Genomic DNA, 25,024 nt, shown 5'->3' with positions numbered 1-25,024 from the left:
TCGTGCTTCTGCCGTATGTCTTCGCGGATATCACAGAGACCGGCGGCATGCCGCTCACGCCGACATGATCGTTCCGCCATGGTAACGGGCTCGACGGGGCGAGTCGCATGAGTGATTGGAGGTGCACGGGATACCGGATCGACACACCGACGGATCGTGTGGCGTACCTGTCGTTGATACTGGCGGATGAGCTCTCCCCGGCGCAGGTGCAGGAGCGCGCCCGCCTGCTGGCGCGTCAGCTTTACGGCCACGAAGTCGATGTCGGGAAGGTCGAACCGGATTCCTGGTCGACGGTGAAGGCTCGCCGACCCCAGTCCACGTGAACGAACGCCGCCGTCCGGGCGGAAAGTAGCTCTTGTGAGGAGACCGTCATGTCCGAGGATGTCCGTCCACGCCGGGATCATCCCGATCCGAGAACGGGTAGTGGAAGCGTTAAGCAGGGTATTGCCGCCGGCACCTCCATCGCCGCCGGAATCGTCCTTGCCACAGTGGGCCTGGTCCAACTGTTTCAAGGGATTGCAGCGGTGGCCGAGGACGAGGTCTTCGTTCGAGGCGTGGAGTACACGTTCAAGTTCGACTTCACGACGTGGGGATGGATCCACATCGCCCTCGGTGTCGTGATGATCATCGTGGGTATCGCTCTGGTCACGGGCGCGACATGGGCACGGGTGACTGCGGTCGTCCTCGCGGCACTGTCGATCGTGGCGAACTTCCTGTGGCTGCCCTATTACCCGTGGTGGGCGATCTTGATCATCGCGCTCGACGTGGTGGTGATCTGGGCGGTCTCGGCCTGGAATCCCAAGATGGTCTGAACCTGCCGGACTTCGACGGCGCGGGCGGATCGACCGTCCGCGCCGTCGACGTCCTTTCATGGTGTTGTCGTGTCGACACGAGCCTTGGCTCCGCGCATACTCCTTCAGTGCTACGATGTCTGTCATTCAATTGAACTACATTGGTGCACAAGGAAATAGGACGAATATCGCCGATTCTGCGTGGACGCTTCCGATTCCCTTGCAATCGCGATTGAATAGCAGTTGCAGAGGGCACTCGGGAGCGCAGGGGGGATGCGTTTCCGCGTTTGCTGCTCCTCTGAGACGGACATGGAACGTCGGCAGGGGAACGGATATGAGACACGGTGTTGTGCTGTGGTTCGACGATGCCAGGGGGCGCGGGTTCATCCGCGGCGACGACGGCAGGGAGATCCTGGTGCACTATTCGGAGATCGTCGGAAGCGGCTATCGCTCGCTGGCCGGGGGACAGCACGTCCGCTTCGATGTCGGTTACGGGATCTTCGGGCACCAGGCGGTCTGCGTGCACGTCGCCTGAAACCGATGAAGATCGGGTGACTTCCACCGTCGGCAGGTCTGGTGAAAGCGCGTTACCGACAGTGGGCGAGGGGGTAGGCTGGGTGATCGGTGACCGCCCGTCACCCCCCTGCATGGACGATCACCGCCCGCCGGGACGAACGCGAAGCCGTTCCTCTTCGGCGATGCCGGGCCCCGCCGCCCACATCCCCCTGCTCGGCGACGGGGTCTCGGCATGGGCAGCGCGTACGGTCTCGCTCGGCGCGATCCGAAGTCTGCCGACCGCACCGTCGGCGCTCACCGCCTCGCCCTGTAACGCCAACTCCCGCAACCGCGAAACATCGGTTGGATACTGTCTGCACTAGGTAGGGGGCTCGGCGCATGGGATCTGTCGAAATCTTAAATTGGCTTCAAGAGGGTGCGAATGCCGGAGATCCGATTCGGGGGCCGCTCTATGTCGCGGCGTTCGTCCTGATCGGCCTCTACAGCGTCATCTTCGAGGGTGCGGTCATCTGACCGCGGATACTGCGACCCGGGCTGTCCGTGGTCGCGGAGAGTGAAATTCCGAAATGCCTTGCGGAAGTGTTTTATTCGCGAAGTCGAGGATGTTTCGGTGAAGTAGCGCGCAGGTGCGCGGCGTGAGGATCGTGGGGTAGGTGGGACAGGAGGCATTTCGGCGCAGGGGGGCCGAGAATGTCTCCTGTCCCACCTGTATCCACCGTGTAAGGAAGTTGTTCATCCACTCGTGAAATGAAGGCGTAGGCTGGGTGGATCGGTGATCGTCAGTCACCCCCCCTGCATGGACGATCACCGCCCGCCGGGACGAACCCGAAGCCGTTGTTCCTCCCAGGCGATGCCGGACCCCGCCGCCCGCATCCCCCTGCTCGGCGACGGGGCCTCGGCATGGGCAGCGCGTACGGGTCTCGCTTGGCACAATCCGAAGTATGCCGACCCGAACCGTCGACGGTCATCGCATCACCCTGACCAATCTCGACAAGGTGCTGTACCCGAGTACCGGAACCACGAAGGCCGAGATCGTCGACTACTACGAAGCGGTCGCCGAGGCGATGCTTCCCCACATTGCCGGGCGGGCCGCGACTCGTAAACGCTGGCCGAACGGGGTCGATGAGCAGTCCTTCTTCGAGAAGAACCTCGCGGAGCACGCACCGGCCTGGCTCGACCGCCGGACCCTGCACCACAAGGACCGGCGGGTGACCTATCCGCTGTTCGATTCGGTTGCAGGCCTGGTATGGCTCGGACAGCAAGCAGCCCTCGAACTGCACGTGCCGCAATGGCGCTTCGACGGCGACCGAGGAGGACCCGCGACGCGCATCGTGTTCGACCTCGACCCCGGACCCGGCGTGGGCCTGGTCGAATGCGCGGAGGTTGCCCGCTACGTGCGCGACACCGTCGCGGAACTCGGATGGACGGCGTATCCGGTCACCAGCGGGAGCAAGGGAATCCACCTGTACGTTCCGCTCGACCGGATGCTGTCTTCGTCCGGGGCGTCGAAGGTCGCCAAACAGGTCGCGCGGAACCTCGAGACCACGCACCCCGACCTGGTCACCGCGACGATGGCCAAGTCGGTGCGTGAGGGCAAGGTCTTCGTCGACTGGAGTCAGAACAACGGTTCGAAGACGACCGTCGCACCGTATTCGTTGCGCGGTCGGGACGCGCCGTGGGTGGCGGCACCGCGCAGGTGGGACGAACTCGACGATCCCGACCTCGCGCAGCTGCAGTTCCGTGAGGTTCTCGCCCGAGTCGACGAATTCGGAGACCTGCTCCTCGGTCTCGACCCGCCGCTCGGCGGCCGAACCTCCTCCGCCGGCGACGCACTGGACTCGTACCGTGGCAAGCGCGACGCCGCCCGCACGCCGGAACCCGTACCGGACCGCGTCTCGCAAGACGGCCCCGGCAACAGGTTCGTCATCCAGGAACACCATGCGCGTCGCCTGCACTACGACCTGCGACTCGAACGCGACGGTGTCCTCGCGTCGTGGGCCGTACCGAAAAATCTGCCGGAGACCTCCGGGCGCAACAACCTGGCGGTACGCACCGAAGATCATCCCATCGAGTATCTGACCTTCCACGGGACCATCCCGAAGGGCGAATACGGTGCCGGGAGTATGACCGTCTGGGACACCGGCACCTACGACACCGAGAAGTGGCGGGACGACGAGGTGATCGTGCATTTCCACGGTGAGCGGGTCGAGGGACGGTACGCGCTGATCCGCACCGAGAAGGATCAGTGGCTCGCACATCGCATGAAGGACCAATCGGCGCCGCTCCCGGAATCGCCGGTGGAGGGCGGATCGGCGCGGGCGAAGGACTTCCCACGAGACCTCGCGCCCATGCTCGCGACGCCGGGTGAGGTCTCCGCCCTCGACGCCGAGCACTGGGTCTTCGAAGGCAAGTGGGACGGATATCGTGCGATCGCCGAGATCGAGGACGGAACCGTGCGGCTCCGCAGCAGATCAGGACGTGATGTGACGGGCGACTACCCGAAGCTCGCCGAACTCGCGACGGTCCTCGACGGTCACCGGGCAGTGCTCGACGGGGAGATCGTCGCGGTGGACCGCTCGGGAGTGACGAGTTTCTCGATGCTGCAACGGGGCGTGAACTACGAGTACCGCGTCTTCGACGTGCTCTATCTCGACGGGGTGTCACTGCTGCGCAAAACCTACGACGACCGCCGCCGTGTCCTCGAGGCACTCTCCGCAGCGACGAAGGGACTGCTCGTGCCGGACCTGCTTGAGGGTGACGGACAAGAGGCTCTCGATCGCAGCCGCACGAACAACTGGGAGGGTGTCGTCGCGAAGCGGCGGGACTCGGTGTACCTGCCGGGCAAACGCGGATCGGGATGGATCAAGTCGAAGAACTGGCTCACGCAGACCGTCGTGCTCGGGGGATACCGCAGAGGACGCGGCAATCGCTCCTCGACCTTCGGGTCACTTCTCCTGGGTGTCTACGACGACAACGGTGAATTCGTGTACGTCGGTAAGGTCGGGACAGGTTTCGACGACGAGACGCTCTTGTCGGTGGCCCACGCTATGAAGGGGCACACGAGCCGTGCGAACCCCTTCGCAAACGAGGTGCCGGCCACGGAACGCCGAGATGCGGTGTGGCTGCGGCCCGAACTGGTGGGGGAGGTCCGGTTCGGCGGATGGACGGACGGGGACCGTGTGCGGCACGCGAGCTGGCGCGGTCTGCGGGACGATGTGGAGGCTTCGTCCGTGATGAGAGAAGAGGAAACCAGCGCTGACTGCTAACGTTCGTGCGAAGTCGGGTGATCGGGCATCAGGGGAGGCAGGAATGGCCGAGGACTCGCGCAGTGTCGTCCGCCGGATCGGACTCATCGAGGATCACGAGTCGGTCGCGCTCGGATTCGCGTCGATGCTCGATCACCAGCCCGATCTCGAACTCGTTTGTACGAGTACCACTGTGGGTGGTCTCCTCGCGCAGACCACCGAACTGGACCTCGCCGTTCTCGATCTGCGGTTGTCCGACGGATCTTCGCCGAAAAGCAACGTCGAGCAGTTGCGATCGGCGGGAGTCGAAACCCTGGTGTTCACCGGCGCCGAGAATCCGTACCTGCTGCGATCCGCGGCCCGCGCCGGTGTACTCGGTGTGGTCCGGAAGTCCGAGCCCGCGTCCGTGGTGATCGACGCGATTCGCGTGGCCGCAGCCGGAGGGCAGGTTGCCAGCACCGAGTGGGCTGCTGCGATCGACGGCGATCCCGAACTCGACGATGTGGGGCTCAGCCCCCGGCAACTCGAAGTGCTCGAACTGTACGCATCGGGGGAGAAACTCGATCGGGTCGCCCGGCTGACCGGCCTCGCTCCGCAGACGGTCAACGACTATCTGCAGCGGATTCGCCAGAAGTACGCGGAGGCAGGCCGTCCCGCACCTACGAAGACGGACCTCTACAAGCGTGCAGTCGAGGATGGCTGGTTGCCGATGCCTGAACGGTCGGATGTCCGCCGTCGTTGACGAGCCGGTCGAAACGACCGGGGAGCGCCCACCCGATCGCAACACTGCGGCCGCGGACCGTCTCACCAGGATGTTCGTGCGATTCGTCGCGATCGGTTATCTCTGCTACTTCACGCTGCTGATTCCGCGGATCATCGAAGCGCCGGTGCTCACTGCATCGTGGTGGACTCCTGCCGCGATCGTCGCGATCTTCGGGTCCGGGATGGCGCTCGCTCTCGTCTCGTTCCGCGGCACGCTGTGGATGAAGCGGGCAGCCGCCGTCAACGCCCTCGCCTACATCGTGCTGGTCGCGTTGTGGTTCGTGGCATGGAACGGGACGAAGATCCCGCAGGACGAGTCGCTGTGGTTCACGGCGTTCCCAGGGGTGGCGTCGCTCGCTGCGGCAGTCGCGTGGCGACCGCGGCGAGCGTTCGTCCACATGATCGTCGCAGTCCTGCTCGCGCAGTGCGCGAACCATCTCGTCCGTGACGCACCTTTCGGTTCCTTCCTGGTGTCCGACCTGGCGTTCGCGCTCGTGTTCTGCGCGGTGTTCCTTGCTGCCGCAGTGGTGGGGCTGGGGACCAGCCGTACCCTCGACGAGACCATTGCGGCGACGCAAGCCGCAGCTGCGGCAGCGGCAGCGGCGGAGGCACGGAACGCCGAGCGCGAACGGTTCGACGCGCTCGTCCACGACAGGGTGATGTCCACCCTGCTGGCGGCTTCGCGGAATTCCGCTGGGGCTTCCCTCGCGGAACAAGCCCGGCGCGCGGTTGCGGAACTCGACGAGTTGAGAGGCGGTCCCGGCCGAGAATCGGCACTCGACGCCGACGCGGTCATGGCGCGAGTGCGGTCGGCGGCGACCGAGGCCGACGAGGACATCGTGTTCGTCGGCCGTGTCGCCTCGGAATGCGACGGCGCCTCGTTCCCGACCGAGCCGGCCCGGGCAATCGCCGCTGCCCTGGCCGAGGCCGTACGCAACAGTCTGCGGCACGCGGGTGACGACGCGACACGAAAGGTCGAGGTGGACGTCGCGCCGCGGTGGATCTCGGTTCAGCTGGTGGACGACGGCAGGGGCTTCGAACCGGACGCCGTCGATCCGCATCGCCTCGGCCTCGAGGTGAGTATCCGGGGACGCATGCGCCGGCTGGCCGGAGGCCACGCGATGGTGGAGTCCGCGCCCGGTGCGGGCACCCGGGTGCTGCTGTCGTGGCGGGATTCCCTCGCATGAATACTGCGAACGCCACCGTCTCCGATCTGCTGCGGATGCACAGCCCTCCTGCGCGGGCCTTCGCCTTCCTGTATGCGGTGACGTGCGTGGTCCTTGCGCTGAATACCGCTCCCTATGCCGAGGTCCGCTGGCCGCTCGGTGTCGCCGTGGTCGTGTGCGTGGCCGCTGCGTGTGCACTGGTGGCAGTCGAAGGCGATCCGTTGCCTCTGCGACCCACGGTGGCGATGACGGTTTCGGGAGCGGTGGCCTCGGCGGCCGTGCTGTGGGTGGTGCCCGCAGAGCCGGCACCGCACCCGATCGAACTCTGGCCGTTCGGGATGTCCACGGCGGTCCTCGTGTTCATGTGCGTACGCGGGCGAACGGCGTTTGCTTGGGGCGGAATGATTCTCATGTTCGCCGTCGCCGCGCTGTGGGGGCACCTCACGGGTCCGGGTGCCGGTTACGGACTGGGGCTGACCATCACGAGTGCGGGGCCGGTCCTCATGGGCACAGTCTTCGGCTACACGATCCGTCCGCTGGCACGGTCCATCTACTTGCTCAGGGCCCAGTCGATGCGACGGATCGCCGCAGAATCGGCGGCGGCGGCGGCACTCGAGGAACGTGATGCCCGGCTCGGCGGCCTCGATGTCTCGGCTCGTCCGCTGCTCACGCGGATCGCCTCGGGGGAACCACTCGACGAGAACGAACGGATCGAGTGCGGGCTGCTCGAGGCGCGGCTGCGCGATGGTCTGCGAGCCCCGGTGCTGCAGGTGCCCGAGATCCGGAATGCTGCCGCTGCGGCACGCCGGCGCGGGGTCGAGGTGGTCATGCTCGACGACCACGCCATGGACTCCGCCCCACCGGAAGTCCGGCGTGCCGTGTACCGCGAAGTGGTGGATGCGCTCGATTCCGCGTCTACCGGTTCGGTGACCGTGCGGGTGCTTCCGCCCGGCCGCTCGGCGATGGTGACGATACTGCTGAAGGGCGATGACGTGGGCCGCATCGGATTCGGGCACGACGGCCACCGAATCAATTAGCAAAAGTAACTATGCCCGTATTCTGTTGGGCAGAGAAAGATCGGTCTGTTCGGCTGTCGGGCGTAATCGCTACGTTGTTCACGCTCGGAACGGTGTTCGTCGGGGACCCGGTTCGATCCCAGTATTCATCTCGGTAGGGACGCGCTATGACCATGATGCTCGAACATTCCTCGGCACCCAAACCCGCACTCTCGGCTCGCGAGATCGAAATCCTGCGGGCATGGCTGCTCTGCGAGTCCAAATCGGAGGCGGCCGCACGCCTCTTCGTCACCGCGGCCACGGTCAGCACCCACATCGTCCGTATCCGCGAGAAATACGCCCGGGTGGGACGCACGGCGACCACGAAGACGGCACTGCTCGCCCGCGCCCTGCAGGACGGTGTGGTCTCCATCGACGAGCTGTGACTCGCCGGCCTCCCACCGGCCCGGACGGATCCGTGGCGGACTCCACGAGTGCGGCCGACCGGATCCAGCGGGTCTTCGGACGGTTCATCAGCGCGGGTTACGTGTTCTACCTGCTGTTCGTCGTGCCCAGTGCTGTGTCGCAGGCTCACCTCACGGCTTGGTGGTGGTTGCCGACGGCGATGCTCGGGATCTTCGGCACGGGGATCGCATTGGGCGTGGTGACCTTCCTCCGAGATGTTCGGTGGGTCGGCCGGCTCGCGGCCGCCAACGCCGTGGCATTCCTCGTCGTGTCGATCCTGTGGTTGCCGGCCTGGACCGGTGAGGCTTCGTCGAGCACTGCTTGGCAGTCGCTCTGCCCGGGAGTCGCAGGACTGGCTGCTGCAGCGGCGTGGCGACCACGCACCGCGATCGCTTACCTCGTAGCGGTGGTCTGCGTGGTGCAGGGCACCAACTATCTACTCGTCCACACCACGACGGGGTACCGCTTGATCCCGGAACTCGCGTTCGCGCTCATGTTCTGCGGGGTCTTCGCGGCAGCCGCGCTCGTTGCGTTCCGCACGGGGGAGCTACTCGATTCGACCGTGGCGACTACCGAGCGTTCCGTCGCCGCGGCCGCCGCCACACGAGCCAGAGCGGTCGAGCGTGAGCGGTTCGACGCGCTCGTGCACGATCAGGTGATGTCCACCCTGCTCGCGTCGGGACGTGGCGCGTCCGGCGGCGTGAGTGCGGCCCAGGCCCGACGTGCACTGGAGATCTTCGACTCGCTGCGGCGCGGTGACGATGCCGGCGGCAGATTCGACGTCGATCGCGTCGCAGCTCAGCTCAGATCGGCGGCGTCCGAGTCGGACGAGGATGTCGAGTTCACAGCGGAGGTGAATGCGCCTGCGGAGCAGGACTATCCACCCGAGGTGATTCGGGAGGTCGCGGCTGCTCTCGCCGAAGCCGTACGCAACAGCGTTCGGCATGCGGGGACCGGCGTCCGCCGCGCGGTCCACGTCGACCTCGAGCCGGGCGCCGTGCGGGTCACCGTACGTGACGACGGGCGAGGATTCGACCCCGGCGTCGTAGACCCCTACCGGATGGGCATCCGGGCGAGCATCCTGGGCCGCATGCGTGGCCTGGACGGAGGTGACTCGCAGATCGAATCGGGCCCCGGGGGCACGACGGTGACTCTGGTCTGGGTCGAACCGATCGCCGCGGCTTCTGCCGATCTTCGGATGTCGTGAACGACGAGTCGACGCGCGACGTGCGCGACCTGCTGGGAATGCGCACCACTGCGGCACGCGTGCTCGTAGGTTTCTACGCGCTGGTCTGTGTGCTCCTGGCGGGATTCGGTGCCGAGGACGTGTCCTCGAGTTGGCCGCCCGCGCTGGCCGTCCTGGTGTGCACGTTCGCTGCGTTCACTCTCGTCACCGTTCCTGGCGATCCCTTGCCGATGGCGGCGACGATCCTGCTCGCCGCCACCGGTGTCGTCTCGTCGGTACTCGTCTTCTCGGTGCTGCCGGTGCCGTCGCCCGGAGGAATCGCGACATGGCCGCTGGGGATGTCGACCGTGATCTTCACGTTCATGTGTGTGCGGGGCCGCGTGCTCGCCGCCTGGATCGGGTTGGTGTGCATGATCGCGACCGCAATCGTCTGGACGTCTGTCACCGGGCAGGGAGCTGCCACCGGCCTGTCGTTGTCCGTGGTCAACGCAGCGCCGGTTCTCATGTCGACCTTCTTCGCATCCACCTTGCGCCCACTGGCGAGGTCCATCTACACATTGCGCGCGATGTCGTTGCAGCGCAGCGCAGATCAGGCCGCGTCGGCCGCGGCGCTCGAAGAACGTGATGCGCAACTCGACCGACTCGACGCCCTCGCCCGGCCACTACTCGAACGCATCGCGACCGGGGCAACGCTCGACCCTGCAGAACGACAGGCCGGTGTGCTGCTCGAAGCGCGATTGCGGGACAGGCTCCGAGCACCGGCGCTGCAGGACCCGCAGATCGTCGTCGCGGCGGAAGCCGCGCGTCGCCGAGGTGTGGACGTGATGATGCTCGACGATCACGGTCTCGACGCTGTGCCGCAGGAGGAGCAGGCACGTATCCGCCGTGCGGTCGCCGACGAACTCGATTCCGTGGCGTGCGGTTCGGTCACCGTGCGAGTCCTTCCCCCCGGACGCAGAGCCCTCGTGACGATCCTCGTCCGCGGGGACACCGTGCGTCGCATCGAGTTGCGAGCGGCATCGGACGACTAGAGTTGCGCGCTGTGACCATCCTGAAGTCCCTGCTGCTCTTCGCTGTTGCCGCCCTGTTCGAGATCGGTGGCGCCTGGCTCGTATGGCAGGGCGTGCGCGAACACCGCGGCTGGATATGGATGGGACTGGGTGTGATCGCTCTCGGCGCTTACGGTTTCGTGGCCACGCTGCAGCCTGATGCGAATTTCGGACGCATCCTCGCCGCGTACGGTGGCGTGTTCGTGGCAGGTTCTCTGGCTTGGGCCATGGTGATGGACGGATTCCGGCCGGACCGATGGGACGTCGCAGGCGCGCTCGTGTGCCTCGTCGGCGTCGCCATCATCATGTATTCACCTCGGTGAAAAGGCATCCGACGTGGGGACGACCACGCCGGATGCCAGTTCCGATCTCACGGCACCAGGACACCACCGACCGCGGGCGTCGAATTGCACAGCGGTCCGCTCCCGAGGTTCACCGATCCGAACACTGTCGCCACGACATCGCCGGGGCCGGTGTCGACCAGCGCCGACAGGTTCGGATAGGCGCCGCCCAGATCGACCACGCCGGCTCGGCCGTTGCTGCGGTTGAGCCATGCGACGCTGACCTGACCGGCTGCCGGGATCGGCCACATGGCCTCTCGTGTCGAGAACAGCACGTTGCCGGCGGGGATAGCAGTATCAGGTCCGGGCTGGGCCGTGACCGCCGTCATCGACGCAAGGCTGCCTTGATTGATACAACCGATGGTGATCGCAGTGCCCATCGGCTGTGGAGGTGCAGCGGCCGCCACACCGGTGAACAGAATCGCTGCAGCGACGGGGGTCGCGAGGGCGAGAACTCGACGGGGGATTCGCAGTGCAGGCATGGTGCTGCTCCTCGGAAAGGGAAGTCACGTCCGGGTGCCGACCGCAGCAAGGAGAAACCGCGGCGCGCCCCGCGCACCGGTGACGTGCGTGAGTCTATCGAGCAGTCGAAGACACAGGGGCGGTTTCGGTCTCGATCCGATACAACTCGGAAGCATTGCGGCGCAGTACCGCGTCGGCGAGATCGCCGCCGAGCGCGTCCTCGATCAGGGCGATGTCGCTGTCCCGGAACGGTCGTGGCGCCCGCGTCGACGGCAGGTCGGTGCCGAACACGAGCGCACCCGGATTCACATCGGCGACAGTGCGAAGGGTGTCCGCCACAGGGAGGTCGACGCGCCCGAACCCTGTTGCCTTCACGTGGATGCCATTCTCCACCAGCCGTAACAGCGATGGCAGTCCCTCTCCGGACAGCCCCAGATGGTCGACGGATATCGCGGGCAGTGCTGCGATCGTCGTGTACACATCGGCCAGATCGCGCGAATCGATGTACAACTCGGCGTGCCAGCCGACGAGATCGTGGACCCTGCGGGCGAGGCGGTCGAGTTCGGCGAGCGTCGCCGATCCTCCGCGGCGGACGTTGACGCGCACGGCCCGCACTCCCGCCGCGTCGAGCCGGACGATCTCGTCGTCCGTGGCGGTGACCGGAAGTTGCGCGACACCGACGAAAGTGGAACCGAGCCGATCGAGCGCGTCGAGAAGACAAGTCTGGTCGAACGCCTGGAACGATCCCGAGACCACCGCTCCTCCGGTGACACCCAGACGCCGGACCCGAGCGAGGTAGTCGTCGACCGTGAACGGGTCGGGAAGATAGCCGTCGTTCTCGACGAGGGGGAAACGCGGATCGATGATGTGCAGGTGGGCGTCGAACATCTCCCCACCCTAGGAAGCGCGACGCACTTCCACAGCGCGGCACGACGACGTATTCGGACAAACGTTCGGGGCGGCCGGACCCGGACGGAAATCCGATCCGTGTCTCCCCGTCGGACCGGCCGACCTACGACGCCTCGCGCATCGTGAGCCCACCGAGTTCGACCGTGTACGTCTGCGACGCCTCGTCCCACCACACGGAGTAGGTGGTCGGCCAGAGACCGGTGCGCTGATACGCCTCGGGTTGGGGGAGCTGCTCGTGGAGCGTGGGCCGGGATTCGAGCCAATCGCGGCTCATCATCGGTTCGACGAACGCCTGCCGACCGTCCCAGGTGCCGTAGAGCACGGACTCGGTGAAGTGATGCTCCGTCGTCGAGCGGTCACTTGCTTCGGCGGTGTCCAGCCAGTGCAGACCCATGCCGGCGACGGTCGAGGTCAGTGGATCCCCGGTGGGTGCGTATCCCTCGGGCAGATAGCGGGGGTCCGGCACGCGGACGGCGGCCGGGATGTATCCGGGAGCGAAGGGCTGGATGGACTCCAGGGTGGCCCTGTCCAGTAGATAGAAATGGACGTCGAAATGCGGCGCGTCGAAACCGTGCTCGGGATTGTGGCCGTGCGAGTTCCAGTCGATCGTGAGGTGATCGAAGACGGTGGCGTTCGCCTGCTCGGGCAGGTCGAGGACGTACGCCTCCGTGGTCGGCAGCAGTGCACCCGGCAGGCCGTCGAGTGCGGCCGCGTCGAGTCGTACCCCGACGGTGGCCGGCGTGCCGTCGGGCTCCAGGGTGACGTAGGAGCGGGCGCTACCCGCGCCGACCGGATGCGCCGGTCCTTCGACCGAGACGGGGATGCCTTCGCCGACCGCGGCCGCAGGGGTGACGAACGATCCGAGGACCCCCGCGGAGACGACCACGGCAAGCTGTCGAACGCGCAGTCGAATATCCATGAGGATCCTCGATTCCGTCGTCGAGAGGCATCGTTTTCGGATGCTAATTGCCATGCCGACGGCGAAGGACGGAGTAGATCGATTCGTGACCCCGCACGACGGGGGGGCTCGGAGGGCTGTCGAGGTGGCTCGGGATCCGTACGGAACCCGACCCCGTCCTCCCTCCGCCGCGACGGCTTCGTCGCGGCTCGTTGCTCGGTGCGCCTTCGTGAATCTTGTTCGAACCCTGTAGGCGCACCCCGGCCGGAGGTCGGCAGTGCCACAGTGCCCCCGGCAGGATTCGAACCTGCGACACCCGCTTTAGGAGAGCGGTGCTCTATCCCCTGAGCTACGGAGGCGTGCGGCCGGACGGAGCCGACCGTGACGCGTTGTGAGTGTAGCCGCCGGGCGCCTTCTGCAACCAAGCACCCGCTCCGAAGGGCGTCACATCGGCGAACCGGACCTGCAACTTCCCGCCCGTTGAGATAAAGGAAAGGTAACACTGGCGGTTCTCTATACCGTTTTGTTACCTTGGGTCGCCAGGAGCGGCCGGGGATACCCGGTCGAAGTCGGGACGAAACAAGGGACAGACTGTGGGACGCCATCAGCGCACGCGAGAAGACGCAGCATTCGACCTCGAAACAACTCGTGTGCCGTCCTCCGGCAAGGGTCGCCACCGTGTCGAGCCGACGGGAACCTCCGCTCCGGTGAAGGCCGCCACTGTTGCTGCCGCCACGGGAGCCTTCTTCGCTGTCGGCTCGCAGATCGGCGCCGGCACCGCTGCCGCGCATCCGGGCCACGATCACGTCCAGGCCGAAGCGCCCACCGGCAACCTGCCCTTCGAACTTCCTGCGGGCCTGCTGCCCGAGGGTGTCGAGATCCCGGTCATCCCGGGGCTCACCGCGCCGATGGAGCAGGGTGCACCCGAGCTTCCGGCAGAGGTCACCGGATTCCTCGATCACTTCGCGGGTCCCAGCTGGCTCGACCAGCTCAACCCCGCTGCACCCTCTGCGGTTCAGCCTGTCTCCGGCACGCTCACTTCCGACTGGGGTCCTCGCTGGGGTGCGCACCACGGCGGCATCGACATCGCGGCACCGATCGGTACGCCCATCAAGTCCGCCGCCGACGGCACCGTCCTCGAGGCGGGCCAGGCGTCGGGCTACGGTCAGTGGGTTCGCGTTCTCAACGACGACGGCACCACTGCGGTCTACGGCCACGTCGACACCTACATCGTCTCCGAGGGCCAGCGGGTGTCCGCGGGCCAGCAGATCGCCACTGTCGGTAACCAGGGTTGGTCCACGGGGCCGCACCTGCACTTCGAGGTGTGGGACACCGATGGCACCAAGATCAACCCGAACGCTTGGCTGAGCGACCGTGGCGTCGTCACCGACTGGGGCGGATACCGCGCCGTCTGATCCGCCCTCGCGCGGACGTGCGCGCTAGGCTTGGCTCGTCAACAGCGCGCCGATCCGGGAGTGTCATTGGGAGCCGAGATTTCCGCTCGTTCGTTCACCGGGGAAGACCGGCGAGTGTTCCGGAGCAAGGTTCGCGACTGTATGAAGACGCTCGAGCGGATGCTCCGGGACGATGTCTTCGTCGACGTGCATTCGTCGCCCGAACCACATCTCGGCATGGAGATCGAGTTCAACCTCGTCCGCGACGATATGTCTCCGGCGATGTCGAATCTGGAAGTACTCCAAGCGATCGATGATCACGCTGTCTTCCAGACCGAACTCGGTCAGTTCAATGTCGAGATGAACGTCGAGCCCCGTCCCCTTACCGGCGACGAACCCTTCGATCTCGAGGAATCGCTGCGCTCGTCGCTGCGACGCGCCGAGGACCGGATGCACCGGCACGACGCGCAGCTGGTGATGATCGGCATGCTCCCCACTCTCGAGCTCGACGATCTCGAACTCGGCCGGATCACCGCCAATCCCCGCTACGAAGCACTCAACGAGCAGATCTTCGCGGCACGTGGCGAGGACATCGAGCTCGATCTCGACGGGGTGCCGCTTCCCGGTAGCGACGTCGTGGAAAGCCTTCGCGCAGATATGAACTCGGTGGTTCCCGAGGCTGCCTGTACGTCGTTGCAGTTGCATCTGCGGGTCGCTCCCGAGGATTTCGCGACTCACTGGAACGCTGCACAGTGCCTCGCCGGAGCGCAGGTCGCTCTCGCCGCCAATTCGCCCTTCCTTGCCGGGAAGGCGCTCTGGCACGAGAGCCGGATCCCGTTGTTCGCGCAGGCCACCGACACACGTCCGCTCGAGTTGAGAAACCAGGGCGTCCGTCCCCGCGTGTGGTTCGGCGAGCGGTGGATAGATTCGGTCCTCGATTTGTTCGAGGAGAACGCCCGCTATTTCACCGCTCTGCTCCCGGAGGTCTCGGACGTCGACCCGATGGCCGAACTCGACGCCGGCCGCGTCCCAGAACTGCGCGAACTGCAGATGCACAACGGCACCATCTACCGATGGAACCGGCCGGTCTACGACATCAACGACGGCCATCCACATCTGCGCGTCGAGAACCGTGTGCTCCCGGCGGGTCCCACTGTCCTCGACACGATGGCCAACGCCGCGTTCTACTACGGGGCGCTGCGAGCCCTGGCCGACGCCGACGAACCTCTCTGGCGCGATCTGAGCTTCGACGCCGCCGAGCGGAATCTCGTACTCGGCGCGAAGTTCGGGCTCGACGCGAAGCTGTACTGGCCCCGGACCGGATGGGTCGGCGCCGACGAACTCGTGTTGCGGTGTCTGTTGCCGCTCGCGCACAAGGGCCTCGACGCGTACGGGCTGTCGTCCGAGGTCCGCGATCGCTATCTCGGCGTCGTCGAAGGACGAGCACTGACTCGGCAGACCGGCGCGGCGTGGCAGCGGCGACAGGTGGCCCGGCGCGAGGCGGCCGGAGACGATCGGCGCACCGCGCTGCTCGGGATGATGAAGGACTACGTGCAGAACATGTCCGACGGTCGTCCGGTCCACGAGTGGGAGTGACGTCCCTACAGTTGCAGGCTCCGCGTCACCGCCACCGTCGGTTGCACCACGACGCGATCGGCGGGCGGTGCGAAGCCGGGGACGACTCCGAGATCGTCACCGAGATCGGCGACACGGAGGCCGAGACGGTTTCGGAGCATGCTCAGCGTCAACTCGACCTCGATTCCGTCGGGCCCGGGAGCCCAGAACAGGAAACCGAAATCGTCGGAGGGTTCGGCGCGATAACCGTCCACCGTTGCGCCGTGCACGTGAGCGCTCGTAGCGTCGACCCACAACCCCACGGCCTGTGCGTTCCGGGGGGAAGTCAGCCGTAGCCGTATCTTCCGGGCGCTTCCACCGGTCGTGTCCTCGAGGATCTCGACCTCCGGAGCTTCGAGTTCGGCGACCGGAGCAGAGCCGTAATGCATCGGAGTGTGCTCCCGCCACGGAAATGCGGGGCGGAGCGGTTCGGGTCCGGTGGTCAGGAGGGCCTGGCTCCAATCCGACCGGGGTGCGTCCGGCGACGCCCACACCGCGGTGCCTCGGTCGGCGTCGAGTGAGTACCAGAGATATTCCTGCCGAGGATCGGTCGCTCCGTCCCGGTTGAGATAGCCGGCCACCAGCGTGCACACAACGACCATCACGACCGTGCCCGTCGCAGATATCGCTACCGCGCGGGTCGTCGCCGGAAACGGTTCGCACAGCGGAAGCAGGGCCGTGCAGGTGATCGCGACGAAGAGGCCGGCGACCGGCGCACCGTAGAGCAGGCCGGCATCGAACGACACCACCACCGCAGGTAATCCGAAGATCAGCGAGCCGAGAGCACCCATCGTGATCGCGACGAGCGGCAACACCCCGGCGCGGCGTGGAAGCAGCAGTGCCACCAGCAGACCCACCGCCGATGGCAACACGAGCACGATCATGGTCAGCGGTACGCCGGGGAAGGGGATACCGGCCACGGCAAGGACCGCAACGAGCACGAACGCTCCGCACGTGAGGGCACCCGGCGGACGGACCCGACCCCACCACGATCGCGCTACGACGAGTACGCCGATCGCCGCGACGATCGCAGCGAACTCGAAGACCTCCGGGCGGTACGGCTCGTCGGCGACCGGCGAGGCCATTCCTGGGTCGATCGCCTGCGCGCTCCACCACGGCAACCATGCTGCGCCTGCGGCCAGTGCGCTCGCCAGCAGGGTTACGGCCCCCGCGGCGCCGACCTGCCAGAGCGAGGTTTCACGACGGCGTACCCGCAGCACGACGATCGCGGCCGCGACGCCGCCGAGCACGAGCGCTCCTACCGTTTCGGCCCATCGGGGCATGTGCAGCAGGCCCCATGGCGCGGTGGTCATCACCTGATCCCCACCCTCGTCGACGTCCGCCAGATCGGCTGTGGCCAGTGCGCGGGCGATCGCCAGAGATGTCTCGCCCATGTGCTGCAGCGACGTGCGGCTGAGACGGTCGGGTGTGTCGAGAGGGCTGTGGTAGTACGCCGATCCGGCCGAGATCGCGGTGTCGAAGGCGTGGAATCCGTTCTCGGCGAAGCGACGGAAGTCGGTGTCGTTCGGCAGGGCCTCGAAAATCAGTTCGGTCAGGGAGTCCGCGTTCACGCCGGGTGCTCGCGCGAGTGTGTCGACGAGGACACCGTTGGGCGAAGTGATGCGGAAGGTGTTCGGAGCGCCCGAGTTTCCACGGGCCTCGTGATTGAGGACCACGACGGGATCCGTCCGCACCGGCTGCGTGCCGGCGAACCGGTGGGCGCCGAGCAGTCCGTTCTCCTCACCGTCGGTGAGAAGCACGACGACGTCGTTCCGTGGGGGAGGTCCGCCGTCGAGGGCACGTGCGACCTCGAGGACGGTGCCTACACCGATTCCGTCGTCGCCTGCACCGGGTGAGCCGCGAACCGTGTCGTAGTGCGCGACGAGCATGACGGTGCCGGTGGGGTCGGTGCCGCTCCTCGTCGCCACGATGTTCCGGACCCGGGCACCACGTTGGGTCGCCTCGGTGGGCCGCGCCATCCACCCGACGCCGGATTCGACACGGGTGGTCCACCCGAGACTCTCGAGGGTGGACACCAGATGGTCGCGAGCAGCGGTGTGGGCGGGTGAGCCCGGCGGCCGCGGTGCTCCAGCGATCGCATCGATGGTTTCGGCGGCGCGGGCGGCACTGAATACGTCGGGGGGTGCATCGGTGCCGAGTGATCTTCCGGTCGCGGGGAAGAGCGTGATGATGCCCGCGACGAGAAGGACCCCGAGCAGTGCGAGGAGGTGGCCTCGCCTGGACGTGGCCGGGTGGCGAACGACCTCGGCGGAGTCCATGGGTGCAGACTAACTGCGAAATGCGCGGTGGCCCGGTAGACACGACCGGGCCACCGCGGCGGGATCAGGAAGCCGGTGACCAGCTGTCGGGCCCGAACACCTCGTAGTGGATGTTCTCGGCCGGCACGTTGCGTTCGATCAGAGCCTCGCGCAGCGAGAGCATGAACGGCAGAGGGCCGCACAGATAGGCCTGGGTCTTCGGATCGAGTGGTAGATCGGTGATGTCGGCACGTCCCACCCGTATGGTCTCGAGCGGTTCGCGGGTGCCGAGATCCTCGTACCAGCGGAAGACCTGAGCCGAGGGGATCTTCTCGGCGAGGATCTCGAGTTCCCGGCGGTGGGCGTGGCTCGCGACGGACCGGTCGGCGTGCAGGACGGAGACGGGGCGCTGGTCGCCGACGCCGGCGAGATGGTCGAGGATGCCGATCATGGGTGTGCAGCCGATACCGGCCGACGCCAACAGGATCGGAGTGTCGTCCTCGGTGAGGACGAGATCGCCGAAGGGCGTGGTGACCTGAAGTTCGTCGCCTTCGAAGACATTGCTGTACAGAAAGTTCGACACTTCGCCGGCGGGCTTGGCGGTGCCGTCGGGCGCGATGGTTTCGAGCACGCGCTTGACGGTGATGCGCCAATCTCCCTTGGCCGGTGCACTCGTCAGGCTGTACTGGCGGATCTGGCGGGCACCGTCGGGAAGGTGCACGCCCACCGAGAGGTACTGGCCCGGGCGGAAGGTGGGCAGCGGAGATCCGTCGAGCGAGGTCAGAACGAACGAGACGGTGTCCGCGGACTGGTGCACGCGATCGGCGACGCGGACGGTGCGCCAGACGTCCCCGGTTTCGACTCCGGCCGACCGGTACAGATCGGCCTCCATCGAGATGAGGGTGTTCGCCATCAGCCAGTACAGCTCGTCCCATGCCTTCGCGACTTCGGGGGTCACTGCGTCACCGAGGATTTCGACGATCGCCTCGAAAAGGTGCTTGTGGACGATCCAGTACTCGTCGGGCTTGATGCCGAGGGAGGCGTGCTTGTGTGCGATGCGGGAGAGGATCGCCTCGACGCGGGCAGGATCGGGATCGAGCTGGAGCGTTGCGAAGGCCGCGATCGACCCGGCGAGAGCCTTCTGCTGCTCGCCCTGCTTCTGGTTGCCGCGGTTGAACAGGTCGCGTTCGAGTTCGGGATGCGCCTCGAACATCTTGCGGTAGAAGAGCGGAGTGATGTCGCCGATGGCGGCACCCACAGCGGGCAGGGTGGCGGCGATGACGGCCTCGGATTCGGGTGACAACGGCACGGGTGTCTCCTTTGTAGGTTGTGACGGACTGGACGGACGGCCGCTGTGGGTCAGCGACCGGCCGGTGGTTCGAGGGAGAGTGATACAGGTCCGGCCTCGGACTCGGTCAGATCGGCGATCGTGACCGCGTCGAGGGCGGTGTAGAAGGCATCCTGAGCGGCACGCAACTTCGAACGGAGTGTGCAACCGCGACGCATCGGGCAGGGCTCGTTTCCTTCGCAGTCGACGACCTCGCCTTCCCCTTCGAGTGCCCGGGTGAGCCAGCCGAGGCCGGCGGTGCGACCGAGTTCGGTGATGGTGAGGCCTCCGCCTCGTCCGCGCCGGGTGGTGACCACACCGAGTTCGGAGAGGCGGGCGACGACCTTCGTCGTATGGGCATACGACACGCCGAGCCGATCTGCGATCGTTCTCGTGCTGGGCCTGCTCTCCGGCGGGGCGGCGACGAGATACATCACCACTCTCAGACCGAGATCGGTGAACCGGGTGAGCTGCACGGACCCCACGGTAATAATTCGCATCAGTGATGACAATTTGATGTGACTTAGATCGCGTACCGGAAGGCATTGCAACCGAATGGTTCTCGCCCCTGTGACCAAAGGCTGTATCCGGACGTACCGGATGCGTCTAGCCTCGGGGATGTGAAACCTCTCGGTGAAGCACCCCGCGACCACAACCATGTGACGGTCGGAGTGGACGGTTCCCCGGCCTCCGAGCGGGCGGTGCGATGGGCTGCATCCACCGCATCGGGGCGAAAACTCTCGCTGCATCTGGTCCACGCCGTGGATTTCGCGCCGACAGGATGGACGAACCTCCCTTTCTTCCGGCCATCCCAGGTCTTCGAGTGGAGCGAGGCGGAAGCCGAGACAATTCTCCGAGACGCCGCGGAGACCGCGACATCGGTGGCCGCGGACCTCGAGATCACCGCCGAACTCGCTCTCACCGGGAGCGCCAAGTGGCTGGTCGAACTGTCGCGGATGTCGCGGATGCTCGTCTTGGGGGCCACCGGTGGAACCAAACTGGGGGAGGCCTTCCTCGGCTCCACGCCGGTCTCGGTCGCCGGCCACGCCGAATGTCCTGTCGTGGTGGTGCGCGGCCCGGAAGGTGCCGTCCCCGACGAGCGACCCGTCGTGGTCGGTGTGGACGGAAGTTCTGCGAGCCGTAGCGCGGTCGGGGCAGCGTTCGAGGAGGCTTCGTGGCGCGGCGTCGACCTCGTCGCCGTCCATGTCTGGAGCGACCTGAGGATCGGCGAGATCGAGGAGTCGCCGCTCGAGTTCGATCCCCGGGCATTCGAGGAGTACGAGCACTCCCTCCTGGCCGAGAGCCTCGCGGGTTACGGCGAACGCTATCCGGACGTGACGGTCCACCGTGAGATCTACCTCGACGGACCGCGTGCCCGTCTGCGGGGATGGAGCGAAAAAGCGCAGCTCGTGGTCGTCGGAACCCGTGGTAGGGGAGGCTTCAAGGGGCTCGTGCTCGGCTCCACCGGAAACGCGCTGATGCGCGAAGCGCACTGCCCGGTGATGGTCGTGCGACCGGAGTCATCTTGACGGCGGTAGGGTTCGGGTGCACGTGTACGAGCGCGCCCGGGACGGGTGTGCAGCAGGACGAAGGTGGCGCATGCGCATCGGAATGGGACTGAACTACAGCGGCGGTTTCGCAGAGACCGCCGCGGAGGTTGCCGACCTGGAGAAGGCGGGCCTCGACATCGTGTTCGTGCCGGAGGCATATTCGTTCGATGCGGTGAGCCAACTCGGCTATCTGGCGGCCAAGACCACGCGCGTGGAGCTCGCCTCGGGAATTCTCCAGTTGTTCACCCGGACACCGACGCTCACAGCGATGACGGCCGCCGGACTGGACTTCGTCTCCGACGGCCGCTTCGTGCTCGGTATCGGTGCGTCCGGGCCGCAGGTTATCGAAGGTTTCCACGGCGTTCCCTACAACGCGCCGCTCGGGCGCACACGCGAGATCGTCGACATCTGCCGGAAGGTGTGGCGCCGCGAGAAGGTCGACCACCAGGGCAAGTACTATCAGATCCCGTTGCCGGCAGACCGCGGCACCGGTCTCGGGAAGCCGCTGAAGATCATCAATCAGCCTGTGCGCGAGAATATTCCGATCATCATTGCTTCGCTCGGCCCGAAGAACGTCGAGATGACCGCCGAGATCGCCGAGGGTTGGCAGCCGCTCTTCTACTACCCGGAGAAGGCCGCGGACGTGTGGGGCGAGTCGATCACGAAGGGCAAGGCCAAGCGCGATCCGGCGCTCGGCGACCTGCAGGTCTACGCACAGACTCCCCTTGCGATCGGTGATGATGTCGAGCACATGCTCGACTGGGTCCGGCCCATGGTCGCGCTCTATGTCGGCGGTATGGGGGCCAAGGGCAAGAACTTCTACAACGACCTCGCGATCAGGTACGGCTACGCGAAGGAAGCCGAGACCATCCAGGAGTTGTACCTGGCGGGCAAGAAGCAGGAAGCGGCCGCCGCGGTTCCCCTCGAACTGCTGCGTGCGATCTCCCTGATCGGTCCGGAGAGCTTCGTGCGCGAGCGTGTCGCCGCATTCGCGGAGGCCGGTGTCACCACCCTCAACGTCACTCCCTTCGCAGCCGACACCGCAGGTCGTGTGCGACTGATCGAACAGCTGCGGAATATCTGCGGCTGACCCACCGAGAAAGGTTCCGCGTGCGATGACCGAAACCAAGCCGATCGTCGTGGCCGTCGACGGCTCCGACGCATCCACCACCGCGGTGAACTGGGCGGCACGAGCGGCTGCGATCCGCGGCCTTCCGTTGCGTATCGTCACCGTCGTCCACATCCCCGCCTTCTACTACTCCGAGCCCTATCTCGCGCAGAGCTTCCACGAGGAGATGAAGGAGACCGCGCGCGACCGGCTCGAGAGTGCGGCCGTGCTCGCCCGGCAGATCGTCGACGAGCACCGCCACGGAGATGTCGAGGTCACGACCGAACAGCTCGAGGGCAAGGTCGTTCCCACTCTCATCGCCCAGGCCGAGCACGCTGATCGGCTCGTGGTCGGCTCACGCGGCCTCGGTGAGGTGAAGGGCCTGCTCGCGGGTTCGGTCTCGACGGCCGTCGTCTCGCACGCGAAGGCACCGGTCGTGGTGGTGCGTGGCCGCACCCTCGACGGTGCTCCGCCGGCGGAGGGGCCCGTCGTGGTGGGTGTCGACGGTTCGATCTCGTGCCGGGACGCCGTCGAGGTCGCGTTCGAGGAGGCATCCGCGCGTGGCGCGACGCTCGTCGCGGTGAACGTGTGGAGCGATGTGAGTGTGCAGCCGTCGTTGGGAGCCGTCCCCGAGGATCCGCACTGGAGCCGGATCCAGACGGGTGAGGAGATCGTACTCGCCGAGCGCCTGGCCGGATATCAGGAACGGTACCCGGATGTCACCGTCGAGCGCGTCGTCGCGCGCGACCGGCCGGTCCGTGTGCTCAGCGAATACGCCGAAGCTGCGCAGCTCCTGGTGGTCGGCACCCGCGGACGTGGGGGATTCAAGGGGCTGCTGCTCGGCTCGACGAGCAACGCGCTGATCCAGACTGCGGACTGCCCGGTCCTCGTGGCGCGGTCGACGGAGACAGAGGACTGATCAGGACGAAGGAGCGGGTACGGGGCGTCAGCCGAAGTCGTCGACGCCCCGGTCGCGCAGTTCCCTCCAGACGTCCGCCGGGTGAACCCCGCGGCTGACCGCCCCGTTCTCGATGAGCACTCCGAGCATCTGCGAGAGCAGAAATGCCACGTCCTCGAGGCGTCCGCTCTGATATCGGGCGGCGAGCCAGCCGGACACGTTTCCGGCCTTCGCGGCCTGCGCCATGTCGAGGGCCGTGTGGAACAACTCCTGTGTCGGGTCCTCGACGGGCTTCTCGGTCGGTACGCTCATCGGTGCCTCGGCCTCTCGTCGACTCAGAATCCCACGCGCAGGATGACCAGCGGCGACACGGGCAGGTCGAGCATCTCGGCGAGGCGGGCACCCGCGTCCTCCACCCGCAGCGGATGTGTCAGTACCGACGCCGACAGTCGCGCGTCGACCGCGGCCAACCATGCACGTTCGGCCGATGCGCCGACCCGGATCAGGTCCGCGGGGGAGGTGGACGGCGCGGAGAACAGCAGCACCGACTCGCGAGCGATCGCCGCAGCCAGGTGATCGATGTCGGGAATGCCCGTCGTGACCAGAGCCTTTCCGGCCGCTCCCCGCTCGTCGAGGCTCGCGCTCCACGTGGTGACCACCTCGGCGTTGCCGCGCGGCTGCCAGTGCGAGGTCCACGAGAACATCTCGCGCTGGTAATGCGCATGGAGCCGGCGGGCTTCGGCCGCATACGCCAGTACCTGTGCCAGGGCGACGGCTTCGTCGGTCGCAAGCAAGCGTACGTCCACCTCGGGCACGTCCGCGGCTGCGGAGACGATGTCGGCGAGCGTCTCCGTCGGCACCGGGATGTCGGCGAACGACTCGCGGTGGCTGCGCCGATGCGAGATCGCCGCGTACAACCGCAGGTCGCGGCTCGTCGGGGTGCCCGGTCCGAGGGTCTCGATCCGTGCGACGAGTTCGGGACGCTGCGCGTCGGGAAGCAAGGTGGTTCGTGCCTTGTTCCCGAGGACCCGGATTGCCAGTTCGAGATTGGCGAGCGCCGTGCCGCAGGAGATCAACCGGTCGGCACGTAGGGGGTCCGGACCGGGCTCGGCGAACTCGAGGCGCTCCTCGAGCTCGGCGTTGTGATCGGGAAGGCGCAGATTCCACGGCTGCGTGTCGTGTACCGACGGCGCTTCGACCACCGCACGCGCGATGATCTCGGTGTCGCCGAGCGACCAGGTTCCGGCATCGATGGTCACGACATCCTCCTCGGTGGCTCGTTCGTCCCACCTATCGCGTAGTACCTTCAGCGTCTCCTACCGAGAGCCTGCACGGCAGGGGGAGAAGGTCCTGATCTGAGTGTCGAACGGCCCCGCGACGGCGGGCTTCGCGGTACACCTGGGAGGATATGCGGACATCCTGCCTACGAAAGGTGCCCGAAATGCCCCGCGTCTTCCTCGTCGACGATCACGAAATCGTGCGGCGCGGCCTGGTGGATCTGCTGAGCAGCGTGCCGGACTTCACCGTGGTCGGTGAGGCTGCGTCGGTAGGCGAAGCGCTGGCTCGCGTGCCCGAGAGCGGCGCCGATGTCGCGGTGCTCGACGTGCGCCTGCCGGACGGTAACGGTGTCGAACTCTGCCGTGAACTGCGTGCCCGAATGCCGGAACTACGCGCCCTGATGCTCACCTCGTATGCCGACGACGAGGCGTTGTTCGACGCGATCATGGCAGGAGCCTCGGGGTTCGTTCTCAAGCAGATCCTGGGCACCGATCTCGTCTCGGCGATCCGCACCGTCGGTGAGGGCGGCTCGTTGCTGGACAGCCGGGCCACTGCGGCACTCATGGAGAGGATCAGAGCCTCCCGGACCGCCGATCCACTCGCCGAACTGTCCGAGCAGGAGCGCGCGGTCTTCGAACTCATCGGTGAGGGTCTGACCAACCGGGAGATCGCCGAGCGGCTGTTCCTCGCGGAGAAGACCGTGAAGAACTACGTCTCCCGGCTCCTCGCAAAGCTCGGCATGCAACGCCGCACCCAGGCCGCGGTACTCGCCACCGAATTGCGGAACGAACGCGGTAGGTCGACGTCCTAGT

The 25,024-nt window shown here is 66.5% G+C and carries 26 protein-coding genes and 1 tRNA gene; 18 read left to right on the top strand and 9 right to left on the bottom strand.

Translation table 11 applies throughout. The annotated features are described in order from the left end of the window. Nucleotides 1-107 precede the first annotated feature (107 nt). The 12 genes from ABZ789_RS02280 to ABZ789_RS02225 all read left to right on the top strand — a co-directional run bounded on the left by ABZ789_RS02280 (nt 108) and on the right by ABZ789_RS02225 (nt 10,498). Nucleotides 108-323, top strand: coding sequence for a hypothetical protein (locus ABZ789_RS02280; protein ID WP_358418347.1), 216 nt, complete (start codon nt 108-110; stop codon nt 321-323). 48 nt (nt 324-371) lie between these two features. Beyond that, entirely contained in the window at nt 372-812 is a 441-nt protein-coding gene (locus ABZ789_RS02275) for a hypothetical protein (protein WP_358418344.1), read from the top strand. 313 nt (nt 813-1,125) lie between these two features. Further along, nucleotides 1,126-1,326 (top strand): cold shock domain-containing protein, encoded by a 201-nt coding sequence (locus ABZ789_RS02270; protein WP_358418341.1) that lies wholly within the window; start codon nt 1,126-1,128, stop codon nt 1,324-1,326. 359 nt (nt 1,327-1,685) lie between these two features. Next, on the top strand, nt 1,686-1,820 hold the full coding sequence (locus tag ABZ789_RS02265) for a hypothetical protein (protein WP_358418338.1): 135 nt from the start codon (nt 1,686-1,688) through the stop codon (nt 1,818-1,820). A 428-nt stretch (nt 1,821-2,248) separates the two neighbouring features. Next, complete coding sequence (locus ABZ789_RS02260) at nt 2,249-4,573, top strand: ATP-dependent DNA ligase (RefSeq protein ID WP_358418335.1); 2,325 nt, start codon at nt 2,249-2,251, stop codon at nt 4,571-4,573. Nucleotides 4,574-4,616: 43 nt separating this feature from the next. Continuing rightward, nucleotides 4,617-5,294, top strand: a complete 678-nt coding sequence (locus tag ABZ789_RS02255; RefSeq protein WP_358418333.1) for a response regulator transcription factor — start codon at nt 4,617-4,619, stop codon at nt 5,292-5,294. Beyond that, entirely contained in the window at nt 5,278-6,501 is a 1,224-nt protein-coding gene (locus ABZ789_RS02250) for an ATP-binding protein (protein WP_358418331.1), read from the top strand. Before ABZ789_RS02255 ends, ABZ789_RS02250 begins: the two co-directional genes overlap by 17 nt. Continuing rightward, entirely contained in the window at nt 6,498-7,517 is a 1,020-nt protein-coding gene (locus ABZ789_RS02245; protein WP_358418328.1) for a hypothetical protein, read from the top strand. The genes ABZ789_RS02250 and ABZ789_RS02245 overlap by 4 nt, the downstream gene beginning before the upstream one ends. Nucleotides 7,518-7,663: 146 nt before the next feature. Further along, nucleotides 7,664-7,921 (top strand): LuxR C-terminal-related transcriptional regulator, encoded by a 258-nt coding sequence (locus ABZ789_RS02240; protein WP_358418325.1) that lies wholly within the window; start codon nt 7,664-7,666, stop codon nt 7,919-7,921. Nucleotides 7,922-7,953: 32 nt separating this feature from the next. Further along, the gene (locus ABZ789_RS02235; protein WP_358418322.1) at nt 7,954-9,147 is read left to right on the top strand and encodes an ATP-binding protein; all 1,194 of its coding nucleotides are present in this window, start codon (nt 7,954-7,956) and stop codon (nt 9,145-9,147) included. After that, a complete protein-coding gene (locus tag ABZ789_RS02230; RefSeq protein ID WP_358418319.1) occupies nt 9,144-10,157 on the top strand; it encodes a hypothetical protein in 1,014 nt (337 codons plus the stop codon). The genes ABZ789_RS02235 and ABZ789_RS02230 overlap by 4 nt, the downstream gene beginning before the upstream one ends. Before the next feature lie 11 nt (nt 10,158-10,168). Beyond that, the gene (locus tag ABZ789_RS02225) at nt 10,169-10,498 is read left to right on the top strand and encodes a YnfA family protein (RefSeq protein ID WP_358418316.1); all 330 of its coding nucleotides are present in this window, start codon (nt 10,169-10,171) and stop codon (nt 10,496-10,498) included. A gap of 47 nt (nt 10,499-10,545) precedes the next feature. Here the strand turns inward: ABZ789_RS02225 and ABZ789_RS02220 are convergent, their stop codons facing one another. From ABZ789_RS02220 to ABZ789_RS02205, 4 genes are all read right to left on the bottom strand, one after another. Next, nucleotides 10,546-10,998, bottom strand: a complete 453-nt coding sequence (locus ABZ789_RS02220) for a hypothetical protein (protein ID WP_358418313.1) — start codon at nt 10,996-10,998, stop codon at nt 10,546-10,548. Nucleotides 10,999-11,092: 94 nt separating this feature from the next. After that, a complete protein-coding gene (locus ABZ789_RS02215) occupies nt 11,093-11,866 on the bottom strand; it encodes an amidohydrolase family protein (protein WP_358418310.1) in 774 nt (257 codons plus the stop codon). A gap of 124 nt (nt 11,867-11,990) precedes the next feature. Then, entirely contained in the window at nt 11,991-12,806 is an 816-nt protein-coding gene (locus ABZ789_RS02210) for a DUF5602 domain-containing protein (protein ID WP_358418307.1), read from the bottom strand. A gap of 265 nt (nt 12,807-13,071) precedes the next feature. Beyond that, nucleotides 13,072-13,144 (bottom strand) — tRNA-Arg (locus tag ABZ789_RS02205). A gap of 234 nt (nt 13,145-13,378) precedes the next feature. Here ABZ789_RS02205 and ABZ789_RS02200 point away from each other — a divergent pair. Together ABZ789_RS02200 and ABZ789_RS02195 are read left to right on the top strand one after the other, a co-directional pair. Next, a complete protein-coding gene (locus ABZ789_RS02200) occupies nt 13,379-14,200 on the top strand; it encodes a M23 family metallopeptidase (protein WP_358418304.1) in 822 nt (273 codons plus the stop codon). A 66-nt stretch (nt 14,201-14,266) separates the two neighbouring features. Continuing rightward, complete coding sequence (locus tag ABZ789_RS02195; protein ID WP_358418301.1) at nt 14,267-15,775, top strand: glutamate-cysteine ligase family protein; 1,509 nt, start codon at nt 14,267-14,269, stop codon at nt 15,773-15,775. 5 nt (nt 15,776-15,780) lie between these two features. On the opposite strand, the gene ABZ789_RS02190 is transcribed toward ABZ789_RS02195, so the two are convergent. The 3 genes from ABZ789_RS02190 to ABZ789_RS02180 form a co-directional block, all read right to left on the bottom strand. Continuing rightward, on the bottom strand, nt 15,781-18,072 hold the full coding sequence (locus ABZ789_RS02190; protein ID WP_358418299.1) for a M28 family peptidase: 2,292 nt from the start codon (nt 18,070-18,072) through the stop codon (nt 15,781-15,783). A gap of 64 nt (nt 18,073-18,136) precedes the next feature. After that, nucleotides 18,137-19,360: a globin domain-containing protein gene (locus ABZ789_RS02185; protein ID WP_358418296.1), complete on the bottom strand. Its 1,224-nt coding sequence runs from the start codon at nt 19,358-19,360 to the stop codon at nt 18,137-18,139. 50 nt (nt 19,361-19,410) lie between these two features. Then, on the bottom strand, nt 19,411-19,854 hold the full coding sequence (locus ABZ789_RS02180; protein ID WP_358418294.1) for an Rrf2 family transcriptional regulator: 444 nt from the start codon (nt 19,852-19,854) through the stop codon (nt 19,411-19,413). A 144-nt stretch (nt 19,855-19,998) separates the two neighbouring features. Between ABZ789_RS02180 and ABZ789_RS02175 the strand changes: the two genes are divergently transcribed. From ABZ789_RS02175 to ABZ789_RS02165, 3 genes are all read left to right on the top strand, one after another. Next, nucleotides 19,999-20,907: a universal stress protein gene (locus ABZ789_RS02175; protein ID WP_358418291.1), complete on the top strand. Its 909-nt coding sequence runs from the start codon at nt 19,999-20,001 to the stop codon at nt 20,905-20,907. A gap of 70 nt (nt 20,908-20,977) precedes the next feature. Further along, the gene (locus ABZ789_RS02170) at nt 20,978-22,018 is read left to right on the top strand and encodes an LLM class F420-dependent oxidoreductase (RefSeq protein ID WP_358418288.1); all 1,041 of its coding nucleotides are present in this window, start codon (nt 20,978-20,980) and stop codon (nt 22,016-22,018) included. Nucleotides 22,019-22,043: 25 nt separating this feature from the next. Then, nucleotides 22,044-22,955, top strand: coding sequence for a universal stress protein (locus tag ABZ789_RS02165; RefSeq protein WP_358418285.1), 912 nt, complete (start codon nt 22,044-22,046; stop codon nt 22,953-22,955). Between the two features lie 27 nt (nt 22,956-22,982). Here the strand turns inward: ABZ789_RS02165 and ABZ789_RS02160 are convergent, their stop codons facing one another. Then, complete coding sequence (locus ABZ789_RS02160) at nt 22,983-23,246, bottom strand: hypothetical protein (RefSeq protein WP_358418282.1); 264 nt, start codon at nt 23,244-23,246, stop codon at nt 22,983-22,985. A gap of 23 nt (nt 23,247-23,269) precedes the next feature. Next, on the bottom strand, nt 23,270-24,193 hold the full coding sequence (locus tag ABZ789_RS02155; RefSeq protein WP_358418280.1) for a nitroreductase family protein: 924 nt from the start codon (nt 24,191-24,193) through the stop codon (nt 23,270-23,272). Nucleotides 24,194-24,375: 182 nt separating this feature from the next. Here ABZ789_RS02155 and ABZ789_RS02150 point away from each other — a divergent pair, with 182 nt between their 5' ends. Further along, a complete protein-coding gene (locus ABZ789_RS02150; protein WP_358418277.1) occupies nt 24,376-25,023 on the top strand; it encodes a response regulator transcription factor in 648 nt (215 codons plus the stop codon). Nucleotide 25,024 lies beyond the last annotated feature (1 nt).

This window comes from Rhodococcus sp. NPDC047139, assembly GCF_040643435.1.
GTDB lineage: Bacteria > Actinomycetota > Actinomycetes > Mycobacteriales > Mycobacteriaceae > Rhodococcus.
Note: the sequence above shows the minus strand (reverse complement) of the source record. Positions and strands in the feature narration are given on the sequence as shown.